The sequence below is a fragment of the Streptomyces sp. NPDC058741 genome (genome assembly GCF_042746715.1).
Taxonomy (GTDB): domain Bacteria; phylum Actinomycetota; class Actinomycetes; order Streptomycetales; family Streptomycetaceae; genus Streptomyces.
The window spans coordinates 54,902-72,265 of sequence record NZ_JBHYQH010000036.1 but is presented as its reverse complement, the minus strand read 5'-3'; the positions used below and the strand labels follow the sequence as shown (position 1 = coordinate 72,265).

Sequence of the window (17,364 nt, the reverse complement as noted above, 5' to 3'; positions counted from 1 at the left end):
GGGCGGGGCGGTGGCGGGGCGGGGCGGGGCGGGGCGGGGCGGGGCGGTGGCGGGGCGGGGCGGGGCGGGGCGGTGGCGGGGCGGGGCGGGGCGGTGGCGGGGCGGGGCGGTCACGCCTGGACGATCGGCTCCCGGGTGAACAGCCGGCCCAGTTCCGGCGCGTTCACCCTGCGGTCCGCCAGGCGCAGGCCCTCCCAGACGGTGACCTGGTTGGCCGTCAGGACCGGCTTGCCGAGTTCCTTCTCCAGGGCCGGGATGTGGGCCGCCGTGTGGAGGGCGGTGTCGGGCAGGAGGACGGCGTCGGCGTCGGGGTGGTCGGACTCGCGGGCCAGGGCGAGGAGTTCCGGCTCGCCCCAGGTGCCCACCTCCGCCGCGGTGATGATGCCGGAACTGCGGACCGACACCACCTCCAGGCCGTCCGCGCGCAGGAACTCCGCGAAGAGCTGCGCCACGTCCTCCGGGTAGGTCGCGCCGATCGCCACCCGGCGCGCCCCGACCTCGCGGACCGCGTGGACGAACGCGAAGGACGTAGAGGAGGCGGGCATGCCGGCGGCCCGGGCCAGCGTGCGGACCTGCTCCTGCGCGCCCTCCCAGCCGTAGACGAAGCTGCCGCTGGTGCAGGCCCACACCACGGCCTCGGCGCCGGCGTGCCGCAGCTCCTGGACCCCCGCCGCCAGCCGCCCGGCGGAGCCCATCTCCAGCAGCGCGTCCACCCGGTGCGCGTCCTCCCCGATGTCGGTGTGCACCAGGTCCACCCGGATGTCGCTGCCCAGCAGCTGCTCGATGCGCGGATAGTCGTCCTCGGCGGAGTGGCCCGGGTAGAGGAATCCCAGTGCTGTCATGTCCAGCCTTCCTGCTGCTGCTCTTCTTCCGGCACTACGGGCCCGGGGTCGGCCCCCGGCGGTACGAGACCGGACCGCGCCTCGGCGTTGACCAGCGCTTGGTACGGCCCCACGGCACGGGTACCCAGTCGGCGCAGCGCGGCCCACATCGTCACTTGGTTGGCCGAGATCACCGGGATCCGCAGCTCGGCCTCCAGCTGGGGGATCACGTCGTAGGTGGGCAGGTTGGTGCAGCTGATGAAGAGCGCGTCGGCGTCGTCGCGGACGGCCTGCCGGGCCATGTCCACCACCTCCCGGTAGGGGACCTTCCAGATGTGCCGGGTCAGACCCATGAAGGCGCACCCGGAGATGGTGACGCCCGCCTGGGCGACGTAGGCCTCCAGCGACCGCGTGACCGAGACCGTGTACGGCGTCACCAGCGCCACGCGGCGCACGTCCAGCTCCACCAGCGCCTCCAGGAGCGCGCCGGACGTGGTGATCGCCGGGACAGCCCCGGCCCTGCTCATCGCCTCGCACATGGCGCGCTCGCCCATGGTGCCGCCGACGAAGCTGCCCGACGTGCAGGCGTAGGCCACGACCTCGGGGGCGATCGCGTTGAGCGTGCGCACCGCCTCGCCCAGCGTCTCGTGCTCGCTGACCAGGCGGGCCAGATCGAGACTGACCTCGACCGGCACGAAGGGCGTTCGGGTCATGTGCAGGGATATCCCGTCCGGCACCCAGCGCCACAGCTCGCGGTCGAGTGCGAAGTCGAAGGGCGCGACGACGCCGACCCCGCGCTGCGGGCTGGGCCCGCCGAGAAATGAGACGTCCATGGCAGGCACCGGCCTCACGCTGGGCAACGCGTACGCAACGGATCGTGGGAACGCCCGTGTTGACGACGGTAGGTTCGGGTGCGAGCGTGGTCAATCCGCCCGGATCACTCGCTGGTCAACACCCGGTTAACTCGTCGTCACCGGCGGCCCCGCGCAGGCCGGCCGGCCCCGCCGAACGGCTGGAGAAACGGCTGCTCATGCCCACCCCCACCCTTCTCGTCCTGGACGCCGAACCCCTCCCCCGCCTCGGCCGCCTCACCGGCCGCGCCCATGTCGAACACACCGACGCGGCCGGCCTCGCGGAGCGCCTCCCGCGTGCGGACGTACTCCTGGTGTGGGACTTCACCTCGCGCGCCGTGCGGGACGCCTGGCCGGGCGAGGGCCCGCGCCCCCGCTGGGTGCACACCGCCAGCGCCGGTGTGGACCACCTGATGTGTCCGGAGCTCGCCGCCTCCGACACGGTGGTGACGAACGCGCGCGGCGTCTTCGACCAGCCGATCGCCGAGTACGTCGCCGCCCTCGTCCTGGCCATGGCCAAGGACCTGCCGCGCACGCTTCGGCTGCAGCGGGAGCGGACCTGGCGGCACCGGGAGTCGCGCAAGGTCGCCGGGAGCCGGGCCGTGGTGGTCGGCTCGGGCCCGATCGGCCGGGCGATCGCCCGCACCCTCCAGGCGCTCGGCGTCACCACCGCGCTCGTCGGACGCGCCGCGCGCACCGGCGTGCACGGCCCGGAGGACCTCGACCGGCTGCTCTCGCGCGCCGACTGGGTGGTCGCGGCGGCGCCGCTCACGGAGCGGACGCACGGCATGTTCGACGCGCGCCGCTTCGGGATGATGCAGCCGTCCGCCCACTTCGTCAACATCGGCCGCGGTCAGCTGATCGTCGAGGACGCCCTCGCCGAGGCCCTGGACAAGCGCTGGATCGCGGGTGCCGCCCTGGACGTCTTCGCGACCGAACCCCTGCCCCCCGACAGCCCGTTGTGGCGGTCCCCCGACCTGATCGTGTCCCCGCACATGAGCGGCGACACGATCGGCTGGCGGGACGAGCTCGGCGCCCAGTTCGTGGAGCTGTACGCCCTGTGGGAGGCGGGTGAGCCGCTGGTGAACGTGGTGGACAAGCGGCGTGGGTATGTACCCGGCCACTGACCGCGTTCCTGGGAGGGTGGATGACCGAGCTCAGCGAGCTGACCGCCGTACGGCTCCTCGAGGGGTACCGCAGGGGCGAGTGGAGTCCCGTGGAGGCGGCCCGTGCGGCGCTGGAGCGGGCGGAGGCGATCCAGCCGGAGGTGAACGCCTTCGTCCGGCTGACCGCCGAGGACGCGCTGGAGCGGGCCCGGGAGTCGGAGGAGCGCTGGCGGCGCGGTGAGCCGCGGGGGCTGCTGGACGGGGTGCCGGTCACCGTCAAGGACATCCTGCTGCAGCGCGGGACTCCGACCCTGCGCGGATCGAGGACGGTGGACCCGGCGGGGCGCTGGGACGAGGACGCGCCGTCCGTGGCCCGGCTGCGCGAGCACGGGGCGGTCTTCCTCGGCAGGACGACCACCCCGGAGTTCGGCTGGAAGGGAGTGACGGACTCGCCGCTGAGCGGGGTGACGCGCAACCCGTACGACACCTCGCGCACCGCCGGCGGGTCGAGCGGCGGCAGCGCGGCGGCCGTGGCGCTCGGCGCGGGTCCGCTGTCGCTGGGCACGGACGGCGGCGGCAGCGTGCGCATCCCGGCGGCCTTCTGCGGGATCTTCGCGCTGAAGCCGACGTACGGGCGGGTGCCGCTGTACCCGGCGAGCGCGTTCGGCACGCTGGCGCACGTCGGGCCGATGACCCGGGACGCGGCGGACGCGGCGCTGCTGATGGACGTCATCGGCCACCCGGACTCGCGCGACTGGTCGGCGCTCGCCCCGCCGCCCGGGGCGTACGCGCAGGGCCTGGCGGGCGGGGTGCGCGGGCTGCGGGTGGCGTACTCGCCGTCGCTGGGCGGGCAGGTGGCGGTGCGGCCGGCGGTGGCCGCCGCGGTGCGGCGGGCGGTGGAGCGGCTGGCGGAGCTCGGCGCCTACGTCACGGAGACCGACCCCGACCTCACCGACCCGGTGGAGGCCTTCCACACGCTGTGGTTCAGCGGGGCGGCGCGGGTGACGCAGCACCTGGGCCCGCACCAGCGCGAGTTGCTGGACCCGGGCCTGCGGGAGATCTGCGTCCGGGGCGCGCGCTACTCGGCGCTGGACTACCTGGCCGCGGTGGACGTCCGGATGGACCTGGGCCGCAGGATGGGCCGCTTCCACGACACCCACGACCTGCTGGTGACGCCGACCCTGCCGATCACGGCGTTCGAGGCGGGCGCCGAGGTGCCCAAGGGGTCGGGGCACCGGCGCTGGACGGGCTGGACGCCGTTCACGTACCCGTTCAACATGACGCAGCAGCCCGCGGCGAGCGTGCCGGTCGGCGTCGACGGGGACGGGCTGCCGATCGGCCTGCAGCTCGTGGCCGCCCGGCACCGGGACGATCTGGTGCTGCGGGCGGCGCACGCGCTGTACGAGGCCGGGTTGGCGTCGGCCGGCCGGCTCAGGCCCGGCGGAAGCTGAGCGTCTCCCCCGCCGCTCCCGACCTCCACAGGTCGTTGCACGCCTCGGCCATGCTCTCCAGGCCGTCGACGACCTGACCCCAGACGATGCCGGGGACCCAGCCGACGTCGCCGTTGAGCAGCAGGTTGTTGCGCTCGTAGAACAGGGCCAGATCGACGAGGGTGGTCCCGGCGCGCACCTCGCGGTCGTAGCCGTAGGCCTTGGTCCCCAACTCGGCCCCCGCGAAGGTGAAATAGCACAGATCACCGGGAATGGGAGTGATGGTGGGATTTTCCAGGGGTGGTTCGGTCGGGGCGAAGGGCGGGAAGAGGGCGTAGATCTCGTTGCGGGCGTACTTCGCGTGGTAGACGTCGCCGGCCAGCGGAAGGGAGCCCCAGACGGCCGCGCAGGTGATCGGCGCGCGGTCGTCCAGCAGCTTGGCCGTGCAGGTCACGTCACGCTTGACCAGCGAGACTTCGATGTAGCGATCAGCCATGCCCTCCATGGGAGTGCCCGTGCCCCGCGCGGTCAAGGGCGCATCGGCGCGGTACCGGTCCGAAGAACATCCGCATAACTCCAAAGGCCTTGGGTAGCCGCGCGCCCATGGCCTCACCACCAGACAGAATCCCGCCGGTATCCAGGCGTGACCGTCCCTCAGGGCCCACCCGCCGGTCGCTGCTCGCGGGGGTCGCGGCGCTCGGCGCACTGGGTGCGTCCGGGTGTTCGCGCGTGGCCACCGCCTCCGGCACGGAGGGAGGGGACCTCCTGGAGCGCCTGCGCGCGCAGGGCGTCGTCCGGCTCGGCATCGCCGGGGAGATCCCCTTCGGCTACATCGACAGGAACGGCGAGCTGACCGGCGAGGCGCCGGAGCTGGCGAAGGTCATCTTCGAGCGGCTCGGGGTGGACCGCGTGCAGCCCGTGCCCACCGAGTTCGGCTCCCTCATCCCGGGCCTGAACTCCCAGCAGTTCGACGTCGTGGCCGCCGGGATGTACATCAACCCCGAGCGCTGCGAACAGGTCATCTTCTCCGACCCCGACTACCAGATGCTCGACTCCTTCATCGTGCGCAAGGGCAATCCGATGGGCCTGCGCGACTACCAGGACGTCGTCGAGAAGAAGGCGAAGTTCGCCACCGGCACCGGCTACGCCGAGATCGCCTACGCCGTCGAGGCGGGCTACAAGGAGAGCGACATCCTCATCGTGCCCGACCAGGTGGCCGGGCTGAACGCGGTCGAGGCCGGGCGGGTCGACGTCTTCGCGGGCACGGCGCTGACCACCCGCGAGGTGGTGAAGAAGTCCGCCAAGGCAGAGGCGACCGAGCCCTTCAAGCCGATCGTCGACGGCAAGCCGCACGTCGACGGCGGCGGCTTCGCCTTCCGGCCCACCGAGACCGCCCTGCGCGACGCCTTCAACCGCGAACTGCACAAGCTCAAGGACAGCGGCGAACTGCTCCGGATTCTCGAGCCCTTCGGTTTCACCGAGAACGAGATGACGGATCTGACCGCGAAGGAGCTCTGCGGCGGATGACCTCCGGACTCTGGGAACTGGTGCTCAGGGGCGTCTGGGTCACGATCCAGCTGCTCGTCCTCAGCGCGCTGCTGGCGGCGGCCGTGTCCTTCGTGGTCGGTGTCGCGCGCACCCACCGGCTGTGGATCGTCCGCTTCCTGGCGGGCTTGTACACCGAGGTGTTCCGCGGGACCTCGGCCCTGGTGATGATCTTCTGGGTCTTCTTCGTGCTGCCCCCGGCCTTCGGCTGGCAGCTGGTCCCGCTGTGGGCGGGCACGCTGGCACTCGGACTGACCTACGGGGCGTACGGCTCCGAGATCGTGCGCGGCGCGCTGGCCGCGGTCGACCCGGCGCAGCGGGAGGGCGGGATCGCGCTCAGCTTCACGCCCTGGCAGCGGCTGCGGCTGATCCTGCTGCCGCAGGCGGTGCCGGAGATGATCCCGCCGTTCTCCAACCTGCTCGTGGAACTGCTCAAGGGCACCGCCCTGGTGTCGATCATGGGCATGGGCGACCTGGCGTTCAGCGGCAACCTGGTGCGTCTTGCGCTCCAGGAGAGCGCGGAGATCTACACGTACGTCCTGCTCGTCTACTTCGTGATCGCCTTCCTGCTCACCCGGGTCATGCGGGGGCTGGAGAAGAAGCTGAAGGCGGGTGTCGGCAAGGCCCCGGAGCGCAAGCCCGACGTCGAGCCGAAGCGCCCCGAGACGACCAACGCGGGGGGTGCCGTCTGATGCAGTGGGACTGGAGCGCGGTCTCCGACTTCATGCCGGACTTCTGGGACGGACTGCTGGTCACCCTGCAGATCCTGGTGTTCGGCTCGCTGATCTCCTTCGCACTGGGACTGGTGTGGGCCCTGCTGACGCGGGTGCCGTCGCGGTGGGTGACCTGGCCCGTCGGGGTGGTCACCGAGTTCATCCGCGACACACCGCTGCTGGTGCAGCTGTTCTTCCTGTTCTACGTGCTGCCCGAGTGGGGTCTGACCTTCTCGGCGCTGACCACGGGCGTGTTCGCGATCGGGCTGCACTACTCGACGTACACCATGCAGGTCTACCGGGCCGGCATCGAGGCCGTGCCGGTCGGCCAGTGGGAGGCGGCGACGGCGCTGAACCTGCCGCTGCGCCGGACGTGGACGGCGGTGATCCTGCCGCAGGCGGTGCGCCGGGTCGTCCCCGCGCTCGGCAACTACGTCATCGCCATGCTCAAGGACACGCCGATGCTGATGGCGATCACCGTCCTGGAGATGCTGGGGCACGCGCGCCTGTTCTCGCAGGAGCAGTTCCAGTTCACCGAGCCGCTGACGGTGATCGGCGTGGCCTTCATCGCCATTTCCTACCTGGCCTCCCTTGCCCTGCGAGCCCTGGAGCGACGCCTTGTCCACTGACACCCTCCCCGACCCCGAGAAGAACCCGGAGCAGCGTCCCGCCAGGAGCACCGGCGAGCTGATCCGGCTGGAGCAGGTCACCAAGCGGTTCGGGACCAGCACCGTCCTGGACCGCCTGGACTTCTCCGTCGACGCCGGCAAGCACGTGACGCTGATCGGGCCGTCCGGGTCGGGCAAGACCACGATCCTGCGGCTGCTGATGACCCTGCTCAAGCCCGACGAGGGCACGATCACGGTCGACGGGCAGAGGCTGTTCCCGGCCTCCGACAAGGAGGTCCGGGAGGTCCGCAAGAAGATCGGGATGGTCTTCCAGCAGTTCAACCTGTTCCCGAACATGACGGTGCTGCGCAACATCACCGAGGCCCCGGTCACCGTCCTCGGCCTGTCCAAGGACGAGGCCGCGGAGCGGGCCAAGGGGCTGCTGGCCATGGTGGGTCTCGCCGACAAGTGCGACGCGCACCCGGCCCAGCTCTCCGGCGGCCAGCAGCAGCGGGTGGCCATCGCCCGGGCCCTGGCCATGCAGCCGCAGGTGCTGCTGCTGGACGAGGTCACCTCCGCGCTCGACCCGGAGCTGGTCGCGGGAGTGCTCGACGTGCTCAGGGACATCGCACGCTCCACCGACATCACGATGCTCTGCGTGACCCACGAGATGAATTTCGCCCGGGACATCTCCGACCGGGTACTGATGTTCGATTCAGGCCGCATCATCGAGGCCGGTTCCCCGGAGAAGATCTTCAGCGAGCCGGAGAACGACCGCACGCGGGAGTTCCTCAGCGCGGTGCTGTGACTACCGCCCGTGAACAGGGGTGACCGTGAGCCCGGCGACCGGGGCATGCTCCTGGCACATGCCAGAGAGCCATCGCCCCGGTCCGGGGCCCCGGGGAATCCCGTCAAACCCCACTTCACCCAGGGGCATCGCCGGTTGACCTGGAACAGGTCCACTGACCGGAAAACGGCCCCGCAGCAAGCACAGGGGGAGACCACCGCGGCGCTGAAGAACGAGCCGACCACCATGTACCACTCGGCCCGGGAGGCCCTCCGCGCCCTGGAGACGGTGGCGGGAAACAGCTTCGGCGTCACCGACGCCGAGCTCGCCCGGGACACCCGCATCGAACCGGAGCGGCCGGCCACGCTCCCGCACACGCTGCGCCGCGAGGGCTGCGTCGGGCAGATCGCCGACGGGGCCTACGCCACGGGCGAGCCCCTGACCCGCCTGGGCTCCGCCCTCCACCACGAGCACGCCCTGCGCGACCAGCTCCAGCACACTCTCGACCGGCTGCGCGACGCGGTCGGCGCCGCCGTCTGCATGAGCCGCTACGTGGACGGCGAGATCGGCGTCACCCAGTACGCCGACGGTCCGGCCACCCCCAAGGTGAACGAGTGGGTGGACGTCCGCTCCAGCTCCCACGCCACCGCGATCGGCAAGAGCCTGCTCACCCGGCTCGACCACGCCGGCCGCCGCGACCACCTCGCCCGGCTCGACCACGCCGGCCGCCGCGACCACCTCGCCCGGCACGAGACGGCCCGCCCCACCTCGCGCACCATCACCAGCGACCGCCTGCCGCTCCACCCGCCTCGATCGAGGCACAGCCGCCCACCGTGCCCGGCCTGGACCTGCAGGAGTACGCGGTCGGCACGGTCTGCGCCGCCGCCCCCGCACGGCCGGCTCCTCCGTCGGCTGCCTCGCCCTGTCCCTGCCGGTGGAGCACGCCCACCGGCTGCGCCGGGCCGCGGACGCCCTCAACCGCAACGCGGCCCCGGTCCCGGTGTCCGGGTGCTCCGCGCCGCGAGGCGGTGCGGAGCACCCCGGGGGAGCAGGTATTATTTTCTGCGTCGCCCGCCGCGGAACACGGTTCCAGCGGTCGGCGGGGGTCATGCGCCGCTAGCTCAGTTGGTTAGAGCAGCTGACTCTTAATCAGCGGGTCCGGGGTTCGAGTCCCTGGCGGCGCACCGGTGAGGGGCCTCTCGTGGGAGCGAGAGGCCCCTCGGCGCGTTCCGGGCCCTTCGCCACGGCGGGTACTGCCCGTCCTGCGGGAGGGCGTCGCCGGCGGTGGGGGACATCGCGCGGGTCACCGCCGGGTCACCGTCATCAACCTCACCTCAGAACGTGACGTCCGAGCAGGCGTAGAACGCGTTCGGGGTGTCGGCGATCGTCCAGACCGCGAGGATCACGTGGCGGCCGCTCAGCCCGGAGGGCAGCCTGCCGCTGTGGGAGAGCGTGGACGGCGGGCGCTGCCCGTTGTACGGCACCGTGAAGAACGGCGTGAGATTGAGGTCGGACCGGGACAGGTTGTGGTCCTGGTTCCAGCCCGGCTTGGTGATGTAGTAGGTGAAGTCGGTCGTGGCGTGCATGGCGGTGAACTGCCAGCGGAACGTGTAGTTCTGGCCGCCCGTCACACGGGTGGCCGGCCATGCGGCGCCGGACGGGGTGCGGGGCGCGCCCAGCCGGCTGAACCGGCCGAGGCCGGCGTTGCAGATCTGGCCGTCGGCCGGGCCGGAGGCCGGGAAGCCCTTCGGCCCCTCGACGCTCTGCGGCTCCCACTGGATCGAGCCGCAGTTGGTCACGGTGCCGTTCCGGCAGAGCTTCTGCCGGCTGACGGGGAGGTCGGTGCAGCCGTGGCCGCTGGCGCCGCCGGAGGAGAGCACGAGGGCTCCGGTCGTGGCCAGTCCCACCGCGACCGCGGACAACTTGGTCCTTGCGCGCACGCTGCCGCTCCTGGGGAACGTGGGGGAGTCTCAGTGAGCCGTGCAGATAGGTCTAGACCAAGCCTGAGGGTAGGGACGTGAACTGAACATGTCCATCCCCCTCACGGAGATGCTTCTCCCCGGCCCGCGCAGAACGCCACCGTCAGGTCCTTCACCAGCACCTTCCGCTCGTAGTCGTCGAGCTCGACCAGCCCCCGCATGGTCAGCCGGGTCACCGTGTCCTCCACCGAGTCCACGACCGAGGTGAGCACGCTCGCCCGGTGCTGGGCGTCCAGCGCGGCGATCCGGCGGCGGTGCATCGCGGCGGCGACCTCGGGGGCGTACTCCACCCTCAGCGGCTGCACCGCGAACACCTCCAGGCCGACCGGAGCGGCGTCCGACGCCACCAGCCGCGTCAGCGCCTCGGCCGCCGTGTCCCCGGCCCTCCTCCCCCCGCCCGGCGTCTCCACCGGGACCCGGGCCAGCGCCGCCTCGACGCACTCGCGCAGATACGTCTCGTGGTCCTCGACGCCCAGCATGGCCCGCGCGGTGTCCCGCACCCGCCACACCACCTGCACGACGACCCGCAGCGCGACCCCGCTCGCGTCGGCCGCGGGCACGGGCTCGCTGCGCCAGTGCCGCAGCCGCACGTCCACCCGGCGGCGCAGCAGCAGCGGGTTGACCCACAGCAGACCGGAGCGCCGTACGGTCCCCCGGTAGCGGCCGAACAGGTCGAGCACCCAGGCCCGCCCGGTGCGTCCCCGGGCCAGCCCGCCGAACCCGAACAGGCCGAGCGCACCGGCGCCCGCGAACGCCGCCCACTGCAGCGGGCCGAGCCCGCTCCCTGCCGGGGCGGGCAGCCGCAGCGCCTCCAGCACCAGGGGGGGCAGCACCCCGGCCCACCAGGAGGTGGCCGCGCACCCGGCCAGTCCGCAGGCCCCGGCCAGCACACCCGCCGCCCCGGGCAGCACCCGCGCGGGCCGCTCCGCCAGGTCGGCGTCGACCTGCGGCGCGGGGCCAGGCGGCGCGGGGCGCGGCGGCGTGGCCGGGCGCCGGAGGCGGGGCTGCTCCCCCGTGCCGTGCCGCCGGCCGACGACCGCCGGTTTCAGCGCCACCGGGGCCGGGCGGGGCTCGTCGCGGAACAGCAGGTGGACGGGGATCTCGGTGGTGGCCTCGTTCTGGATGATCCGGCCGGGCCGGACGGGCCCCCCGGCCGGTCCGTCGGGCTCGGACGTGTGGGACGTGGTCGTACTCATGCGTGCCTCCAGCCTCCGCGCACGATGCGTCACAGCAGTGGTCCCCCGGATGCCGGGCGCCGGACCCGCCGGAAGGGCCCGTCCGGGGTGCGGGCCCGTCCGCCGGGCCTACGAGAACAGCCGCCGCCAGGTCTCCGGCCCCGGGTAGCCGTCGGCCGCCCCGCCGCGCCAGCCCTGGGTGCGCTGGAAGGCCTCGACGGCCCGCCGGTCCGCCTCGGTCCAGCGCGGTCCCGGCCCGACCGCGTAGAACCTGCCGAAGCCCCTGTGCACCAGTTGCCCGCCCAGCCGGGTGACGTGGGCGTTGCTGGCGCCGGGGCGGAACATCGCCCGGCCCGGGTAGCCGGGGACGCCGTGCGAGGCGGGCGGCGGGCCCATCACCCCGCCCTTGACGTCCTTGCCCGCGCCCGAGACCAGCAGCTCCCAGGTCCGCGGGCCGGGCAGACCGTCCGCGTCCGCGCCCGTCCAGCCCTGGGCCAGCTGGAACGCCCGGGTCGCCCGCCGGTCCGCGTCCGTCCAGCGCGGCCCCGGGCCCGAGGCGTACGCCGCGCCGGCCCCCCGCGCCACGAGCATGCGGCCGAGCAGCGTGACGTACCTGTTGTTCGCCCCGGGGCCGAAATACGCCGCTCCGGGAAACGGCGTCGCGGCCGGGGCGCCCGGCATGCCGCTGTCCGGCTCGGGGGTGAGGCCCTTGTAGCGGTAGGGCACGTACCGGGCGGAGTCGCTCCAGTAGGCGTAGGGGGTGGTCTGCCGCCGGGTGTGCGGGCGGGTCTGCTCGTAGGCGGTGTAGGAGGTGCGGGCGTCGTCGGTCCAGCCGCCGAAGACGACGACGTGCGAGCCCTTCTCGGGGTCGGACGGATTGTGGAACAGCAGAATGTCGCCCGGCAGGAGTTCCTCCTTGGAAATCCGCTCCCCGTACTGGGCGAGACTTCCCGTCCATTCGTTTCCGGGCAGCTTCCAGGCCATCGAGACATAGCCCGAGCAGTCCTGCCGGTAACCGTCGGCCCCATGGGCGCTCATGCTGTACGGCACTTTCGCGGCGACCCAGGTCCTGGCCCGTTCGATGATCGCCGTGCGGGTGAGGGCGCTGATCCGGGGGACGGCGGAGGGCTGCGCCGGGCGGCCCGCGGGGCCGTGCAGCGGAGCCTGGGTGCCTTGAGGGGTGTCGGGCTCGTCACCTGCGGGAACGACGCCGGGACGGTGGGAGGCGTGCGGTGCGGCCGCCGCCGGTACGGCATGGCCGGCGCCGAGCGCGGCGGACGCCGCGGCGGCCAGGGCGAGCGCGCGGTGGGCGGCCGGGTGGGCGGTGTGGCGGCCGGCCCGGGAATGCGGCAGGACGCGGCGCCAGTGGACGCAGCCGGGGCATTCGCAATCGCTCGCGGGGTCGATGTCCTCGAATACCGGAGTCTCCATGCGATTCCCCTCACACTTCCGGCGGAAAAGGCGGCACCCGTGCACGTCCGGGTGCGCGCCGTCAGTTTCTCAACTGGTCTCCGCACGCGCATGCTGACGGTCCGAACGATGTAACCGGGACCCCTGCGGGGGACCTCGGGGGCCCGGTCGGGTGGTCCGGAGCACCTCGGGAGGTCCTGTAGAGTGACGACGTCAGCGGGCGCCGCTAGCTCAGTTGGTTAGAGCAGCTGACTCTTAATCAGCGGGTCCGGGGTTCGAGTCCCTGGCGGCGCACGACCGGAAGGCCCCTCGCGCAAGCGGGGGGCCTTCTTGCATCCCTCTCCCCCGCGCGCCCCCGCTTATCAGATTTTCCTGGCCGGAACCCCATCTCTGTCCGGAACCGGACCCACCGCACGATTGGCCGGATACCCTCTCGCCATGGCAGCGCGTGACCTCCAGGAGCGGATCAAGAAGCTCATCCTCGACCGCCGGCTGGCCTCGGGGGCCCCGCTGCCGACCGAGCCCGAGCTGATGGAGCACCTCGGTGCGAGCCGGAACTCGGTGCGGGAGGCGCTGAAGGCACTCCAGGCCATGGGCATCGTGGAGATCCGGCACGGCTTCGGCACGTACGTCGGCCCGATGTCGCTCGCCCCGATGATCGAGGGCCTGGCCTTCCGCACGGTGGCCGGGCACCACCGGGGCGAGGACTCCCTGGTCCAGCTGCTCGAACTCCGGGAGGCCATGGAGAGCGGGCTGGTCTCCCGGCTCGCGGGGCGCGTACCGCGCGAGGACCTCGTTGAACTGGACGGGCTCGTCGGCCGTATGGAAGAGCAGGCCGCGCGCGGGGCCGGTCTCGCCGAGACCGACCGGGCCTTCCACGCCACCCTCTACCGGGGGCTGGACAACGTGCTGCTGAGCGAGGTCCTGGAGGCGTTCTGGGACGCCTTCCACCAGGTCCGCACGGACCTCGGGGGCGAGCCGCAGGACCCGAAGGTGACCTGCCGGCAGCACCGGGAGATCCTCGACGCGGTGCGGTCCGGCGACGCACCGCGCGCCGAGGAGGCCATAAGGGAGCACTTCGGGAACATCCGCGCCCGTCTGTCCACCACCGCCCCACCGAGCCCTCACGCGCGTCACAACGAACGCGTCTGACCGGTTAACACCGCGTTTCGCGTCTCGCGATCATGATGGACGCCGTAGAACCCTGGCTTTCTGGTTGTCGAAAATGCTGTGGTTTCGCGGCCGTCGGGGGGATTCGGAGCCGGTTGCCGGCCGGTCGGGGAAGCAGGCCGGCTGCCCCGACGCGACCGGCTCCCGATCGCTACGCTCCCCTCCCCGTCAGGTACGCCGAGACGACCACGTTCGCCGTGTAGCTGCGCGTCGTACGGTCGAAGCTGCCGCCGCAGGTGACCAGCCGCAGTTCGGCCCGGCCCGACTCGCGGGGGCCGTAGGCCTGGTGGGCGTCGAAGCGGTCGCGGGTGAGGACCTGGACGGACTCCACGGTGAACTCGGCGACCTCGGCGTCGGCCCGGACCACCCGGATCGTCTGGCCCGGCCGCATGGCGCTGACCTTGTAGAAGACGGCCGGCCGGGTGTCGGTGTCGACGTGACCGACCATCAGCGCGGTGCCGGGCGCCCCGGGCGCCACCCCGCCGGCGTACCAGCCGACCACGCCCGGCTGGTCGTACGGCGGCGGGTCGGGCGCTCCCCGCGCGTCCAGGCCGCGGGCCACCACGGGGGCCTGGACGCCGAGTCCGGGGATGTCGACGCGCTGCGGCGGGGCGTCGTCCAGGGGGCGGTGCGCGGGCGGCAGTTTCACGTCCGGGGGCCGGCCGGCCGCCGCCATGTCGCCTGTGGTGGGGGCGGAGATGCCGTGGCGCACGTCGGTGGCCTCGCGGCCCCACAGCCACAGCCCGAGCAGCAGCACCACCCAGGCCACGCCGGTCAGCAGGCGGCCGGTGGCCGGTGACGGTCCCGGATTCCGGGCGGACATGGTCAGCCCGTCCCACGGCGCCGGCGCAAGCCGCCCAGCGCCACGGCCACCGCGGCCACGCCGGCGAGGACCAGACCGGTCACGCCCTGCGCGGTGCCGGGAGCGGCCCCGTGCTCCTGCCGGGCGGCGACCTGCTCGGCGGCACCGCCTCCGCCGGCCTGGACGGGGGCGACGGGAGAGGGGTACGCGCCGGGGCGGGACCCGTCGGCGGCGGGGGTGGAGGGCTGCCCGCCGCTGCGGGGGACGGGAGACCCGCGCTCGTCCGCGGGCGCCGGGGGCCGGCCCCCGCTCCGGACGTCGCCCTGGGGGGCGTGGGCGTGGGGTGTCGTGGTTCCGGGGGCGGACGGGTCATCAGCGGGCCGGGCCCCCTGCCCGGAGGGCCCTGGGACCGCCCGCGCTCCGCGGCGTTCCCCCTCCCGGGCGCCTTGCGCGTCCTTCGCCCGGACGGTCAGCGTGCCGCTGCGTACGGAACCGTCGCAGGTGACCCGCACGGCATACGTCCCGGGCCGGAGCGTGGAGCGGACGCGGCTGTCGCCGGCGAGCTCGTGCCCGGGGCCGGTGACGGTGAGCCGTGCGTCGGCCACGAACGCCGCCGAGGTCGCGACGGCCGTCCGGCGCGCGCAGTCGGCCACGCGGAGCGTGACGTCGCCGCCGGGCACAGGCCTCGCCGGGGTCACCCGGACGCCCCCCGCGTCCACCGCGTACGCGGGCGGGGCCAGGGCGACCACGGCCAGCACGCTCGTACAGACCGTGACTCTCAGGGAACCCATCGTGAACCTCCAGACGCCTGGAGCCTCCCCCGCCCGGCAGGCCGCCGCATCCTCAGGGACGCGGCGGCTGCTCCGTACGGGGGACGACGGGTTTGAGGGCCCGGGAGACCGGCGCCCGGGGTCAGATCCGGTCGACGAGGTCCGCGATCGAGTCCACGACCTGCGACGGCCGGTAGGGGAAGTCCTCGACCTGCTCGGGCCGGGTCAGCCCCGTGAGGACCAGGAACGTCTGCATCCCCGCCTCCATGCCGGCCAGCACGTCGGTGTCCATCCGGTCGCCGATCATCGCGCTGCTCTCGGAGTGCGCCCCGATGGCGTTCAGCCCGGTCCGCATCATCAGCGGGTTCGGTTTGCCCGCGAAGTACGGCTTCTTGCCGGTCGCCTGGGTGATCAGCGCGGCCACCGCGCCGGTCGCGGGCAGCGGGCCCTCGGTGGAGGGGCCCGTCTCGTCGGGGTTGGTGCAGATGAACCGGGCGCCGTCGAGGATGAGGCGGACCGCCTTCGTCATGGCCTCGAAGGAGTACGTGCGGGTCTCGCCGAGGACGACGTAGTCCGGCTCGTGGTCGGTCAGGATGTAGCCGATGTCGTGCAGCGCGGTGGTCAGGCCCGCCTCGCCGATGACGTACGCCGAGCCGCCCGGCCGCTGGTCGTCCAGGAACTGGGCGGTGGCCAGGGCCGAGGTCCAGATGCTCTCGATCGGCACCTCCAGACCCATGCGCCGCAGCCGGGCGTGCAGGTCGCGCGGCGTGTACATCGAGTTGTTGGTGAGCACCAGGAAGGGCCTTCCGGACTCACGCAGCTTCTTCAGGAAGGCGTCGGCGCCGGGGATCGGTACGCCCTCGTGGATGAGCACACCGTCCATGTCGGTGAGCCACGACTCGATGGGCTTGCGGTCTGCCATGTGCGGGATCTCCTGCCGTACGCGGTCCAGCGTGCGACCCAGCCTAAACAGTGGCGGGATCTTGCGGAACGGCCCGATCACGGCGTCCCGACAGGCGGGACGCCGCGTACGGCGGGCGGGCGGTCGGCCCGGGGCGTCTCAGCGGCGTCTGCGGGCGATGAGGAGCGCCGCGCCCGTCGCGATCAGCGCGAGGGCGGTCGCCGTGGCGACCTGGGCGCCGCTGCCGGTGCGGGCCAGCTCCTCGGCGAACGGGAAGCGGTCCTCGCGGGGCGGGACGGAGGCGTCGGAGTCGGGGCGGGGCTCGGTGCCGGTGTCGGTGTCACCGTCTGTGTCGGTGTCACCGTCGGTGTCGGTGTCACCGTCGGTGTCGGTGTCACCGTCGGTGTCGGTGTCACCGTCGGTGTCGGTGTCTCCGTCGGTGTCGGTGTCTCCGTCGGTGTCGGTACCGGTGTCCGGCCGGTCGGCGTCGATCCCGAAGCGGTAGTCGTTGGACTGCCCGACCCAGTCGCCGTCGTCGTCGTGCCGCTGCACGACCGCGGCGTTGGCGGTCACGTCGTTGGGGACGGCGTCCGAGGTGAGCGCGAGCCGCACCTTCACGGTGACGGTCCGGCCCGGCCCGACGGTGAACCCGCCGAACCGGCCCTCCTCGTCGGCGAACGCCCCGACCAGCTCGTCCTCGCCGGTCTTCTCGAACCGCACGGGGTGGGCGCGGGCGCCCTCGAAGAACTCCAGCCGGGGCTGGGAGGGCTCCAGGGCGCGCTCGGCGTCGACGAGCACGACGACGGGGTGGATGTCGGAGCAGGTCCGGTCGGTGGTGTTGGTCAGCTCCAGGTACCAGGTCCCGAAGCCGCCCCCGGCCGTGTAGGACGCGGGTCCGCCGCGGAGGCGGGTGGTGAGGGGGAAGGTGTGGTCGTCGGGCGCGGCACAGGCGGGCGCCGGATCGTCCGCGTACGCCGGGTGCGCACCTGGGAGGAGGACGGCGGCTGCCGTCGCCAGGCAGAGGTGAACGGGCGTGCAGGGTCGCATGATGATGTGACATTGCCGGGCGGCGGGCCCGTGAAGTCGGCGCGGCCGGGAAGCAGCCCGAACGGCGGTGCGGATCCGCCCGGTCGGCGGACAGCTCACGGCGCGCGGTTCCGCCGGACGGGGCCGGCGCGCACCAGGAACTGTCCGCCGGGCACGAGAGGACCGCTCTGCGCCATCCTCCTGCGCACCACGAGCCGTCCGCCGGGCCGGCCGAAGGACCCGCCCGCGCACCGTCCCCGGCCCGCTCGC

At 73.2% G+C, this 17,364-nt stretch carries 17 protein-coding genes, 2 tRNA genes and 1 pseudogene; 10 read left to right on the top strand and 10 right to left on the bottom strand.

The features are described from left to right. Positions 1–110 precede the first annotated feature (110 nt). Together ACFW6P_RS24730 and ACFW6P_RS24725 are read right to left on the bottom strand one after the other, a co-directional pair. Complete coding sequence (locus ACFW6P_RS24730; protein ID WP_386348344.1) at positions 111–842, bottom strand: aspartate/glutamate racemase family protein; 732 nt, start codon at positions 840–842, stop codon at positions 111–113. Continuing rightward, the gene (locus ACFW6P_RS24725; protein WP_386348347.1) at positions 839–1,654 is read right to left on the bottom strand and encodes an aspartate/glutamate racemase family protein; all 816 of its coding nucleotides are present in this window, start codon (positions 1,652–1,654) and stop codon (positions 839–841) included. Before ACFW6P_RS24725 ends, ACFW6P_RS24730 begins: the two co-directional genes overlap by 4 nt. A gap of 197 nt (positions 1,655–1,851) precedes the next feature. On the opposite strand from ACFW6P_RS24725, the gene ACFW6P_RS24720 reads away from it, so the two are divergent. Together ACFW6P_RS24720 and ACFW6P_RS24715 are read left to right on the top strand one after the other, a co-directional pair. Next, entirely contained in the window at positions 1,852–2,799 is a 948-nt protein-coding gene (locus ACFW6P_RS24720) for a D-2-hydroxyacid dehydrogenase (protein WP_386424812.1), read from the top strand. Between the two features lie 20 nt (positions 2,800–2,819). Further along, positions 2,820–4,229, top strand: a complete 1,410-nt coding sequence (locus tag ACFW6P_RS24715) for an amidase (RefSeq protein WP_386424809.1) — start codon at positions 2,820–2,822, stop codon at positions 4,227–4,229. Here ACFW6P_RS24715 and ACFW6P_RS24710 read toward each other — a convergent pair. Continuing rightward, a complete protein-coding gene (locus tag ACFW6P_RS24710) occupies positions 4,210–4,704 on the bottom strand; it encodes a DUF3830 family protein (protein WP_386424806.1) in 495 nt (164 codons plus the stop codon). The genes ACFW6P_RS24715 and ACFW6P_RS24710 overlap by 20 nt on opposite strands. 107 nt (positions 4,705–4,811) lie before the next feature. Between ACFW6P_RS24710 and ehuB the strand changes: the two genes are divergently transcribed. The 6 genes and pseudogenes from ehuB (at position 4,812) to ACFW6P_RS24680 (ending at position 9,045) form a co-directional block, all read left to right on the top strand. Further along, on the top strand, positions 4,812–5,735 hold the full coding sequence (gene ehuB, locus ACFW6P_RS24705) for an ectoine/hydroxyectoine ABC transporter substrate-binding protein EhuB (protein WP_386348358.1): 924 nt from the start codon (positions 4,812–4,814) through the stop codon (positions 5,733–5,735). Then, positions 5,732–6,445 carry an ectoine/hydroxyectoine ABC transporter permease subunit EhuC gene (gene ehuC / locus ACFW6P_RS24700; RefSeq protein ID WP_386348361.1) on the top strand — a complete coding sequence of 238 codons (714 nt, stop codon included), beginning with the start codon at positions 5,732–5,734 and terminating at the stop codon, positions 6,443–6,445. The genes ehuB and ehuC overlap by 4 nt, the downstream gene beginning before the upstream one ends. Further along, positions 6,445–7,095, top strand: a complete 651-nt coding sequence (ehuD, locus tag ACFW6P_RS24695; protein WP_386348363.1) for an ectoine/hydroxyectoine ABC transporter permease subunit EhuD — start codon at positions 6,445–6,447, stop codon at positions 7,093–7,095. Before ehuC ends, ehuD begins: the two co-directional genes overlap by 1 nt. Continuing rightward, positions 7,085–7,882: an ectoine/hydroxyectoine ABC transporter ATP-binding protein EhuA gene (gene ehuA / locus ACFW6P_RS24690; RefSeq protein WP_386348366.1), complete on the top strand. Its 798-nt coding sequence runs from the start codon at positions 7,085–7,087 to the stop codon at positions 7,880–7,882. Before ehuD ends, ehuA begins: the two co-directional genes overlap by 11 nt. A 225-nt stretch (positions 7,883–8,107) precedes the next feature. Beyond that, positions 8,108–8,867 (top strand): annotated as a pseudogene (locus ACFW6P_RS24685) (hypothetical protein); the annotation flags it as partial. Positions 8,868–8,971: 104 nt separating this feature from the next. Next, a tRNA-Lys gene (locus ACFW6P_RS24680) sits at positions 8,972–9,045 on the top strand. A gap of 150 nt (positions 9,046–9,195) precedes the next feature. On the opposite strand, the gene ACFW6P_RS24675 is transcribed toward ACFW6P_RS24680, so the two are convergent. The 3 genes from ACFW6P_RS24675 to ACFW6P_RS24665 form a co-directional block, all read right to left on the bottom strand. After that, positions 9,196–9,801 carry a lytic polysaccharide monooxygenase gene (locus tag ACFW6P_RS24675; protein ID WP_386348369.1) on the bottom strand — a complete coding sequence of 202 codons (606 nt, stop codon included), beginning with the start codon at positions 9,799–9,801 and terminating at the stop codon, positions 9,196–9,198. A gap of 101 nt (positions 9,802–9,902) precedes the next feature. Next, positions 9,903–11,036 (bottom strand): SPFH domain-containing protein, encoded by a 1,134-nt coding sequence (locus ACFW6P_RS24670; protein WP_386348372.1) that lies wholly within the window; start codon positions 11,034–11,036, stop codon positions 9,903–9,905. 108 nt (positions 11,037–11,144) lie between these two features. Continuing rightward, positions 11,145–12,446: a peptidoglycan-binding protein gene (locus ACFW6P_RS24665; protein ID WP_386424804.1), complete on the bottom strand. Its 1,302-nt coding sequence runs from the start codon at positions 12,444–12,446 to the stop codon at positions 11,145–11,147. A 199-nt stretch (positions 12,447–12,645) separates the two neighbouring features. On the opposite strand from ACFW6P_RS24665, the gene ACFW6P_RS24660 reads away from it, so the two are divergent. Both ACFW6P_RS24660 and ACFW6P_RS24655 read left to right on the top strand, forming a co-directional pair. After that, positions 12,646–12,719, top strand: a tRNA-Lys gene (locus ACFW6P_RS24660). 144 nt (positions 12,720–12,863) lie between these two features. Continuing rightward, positions 12,864–13,577, top strand: coding sequence for a FadR/GntR family transcriptional regulator (locus ACFW6P_RS24655; protein ID WP_386348382.1), 714 nt, complete (start codon positions 12,864–12,866; stop codon positions 13,575–13,577). Positions 13,578–13,746: 169 nt separating this feature from the next. Here the strand turns inward: ACFW6P_RS24655 and ACFW6P_RS24650 are convergent, their stop codons facing one another. The 4 genes from ACFW6P_RS24650 to ACFW6P_RS24635 all read right to left on the bottom strand — a co-directional run bounded on the left by ACFW6P_RS24650 (position 13,747) and on the right by ACFW6P_RS24635 (position 17,115). Further along, on the bottom strand, positions 13,747–14,418 hold the full coding sequence (locus ACFW6P_RS24650) for a class F sortase (RefSeq protein WP_386348385.1): 672 nt from the start codon (positions 14,416–14,418) through the stop codon (positions 13,747–13,749). 2 nt (positions 14,419–14,420) lie between these two features. Then, positions 14,421–15,188 carry a hypothetical protein gene (locus ACFW6P_RS24645; RefSeq protein WP_386348386.1) on the bottom strand — a complete coding sequence of 256 codons (768 nt, stop codon included), beginning with the start codon at positions 15,186–15,188 and terminating at the stop codon, positions 14,421–14,423. A 121-nt stretch (positions 15,189–15,309) separates the two neighbouring features. Beyond that, positions 15,310–16,089, bottom strand: a complete 780-nt coding sequence (locus tag ACFW6P_RS24640) for an HAD-IIA family hydrolase (RefSeq protein ID WP_386348389.1) — start codon at positions 16,087–16,089, stop codon at positions 15,310–15,312. A 138-nt stretch (positions 16,090–16,227) separates the two neighbouring features. Beyond that, positions 16,228–17,115, bottom strand: coding sequence for a hypothetical protein (locus ACFW6P_RS24635; protein ID WP_386424801.1), 888 nt, complete (start codon positions 17,113–17,115; stop codon positions 16,228–16,230). Positions 17,116–17,364 lie beyond the last annotated feature (249 nt).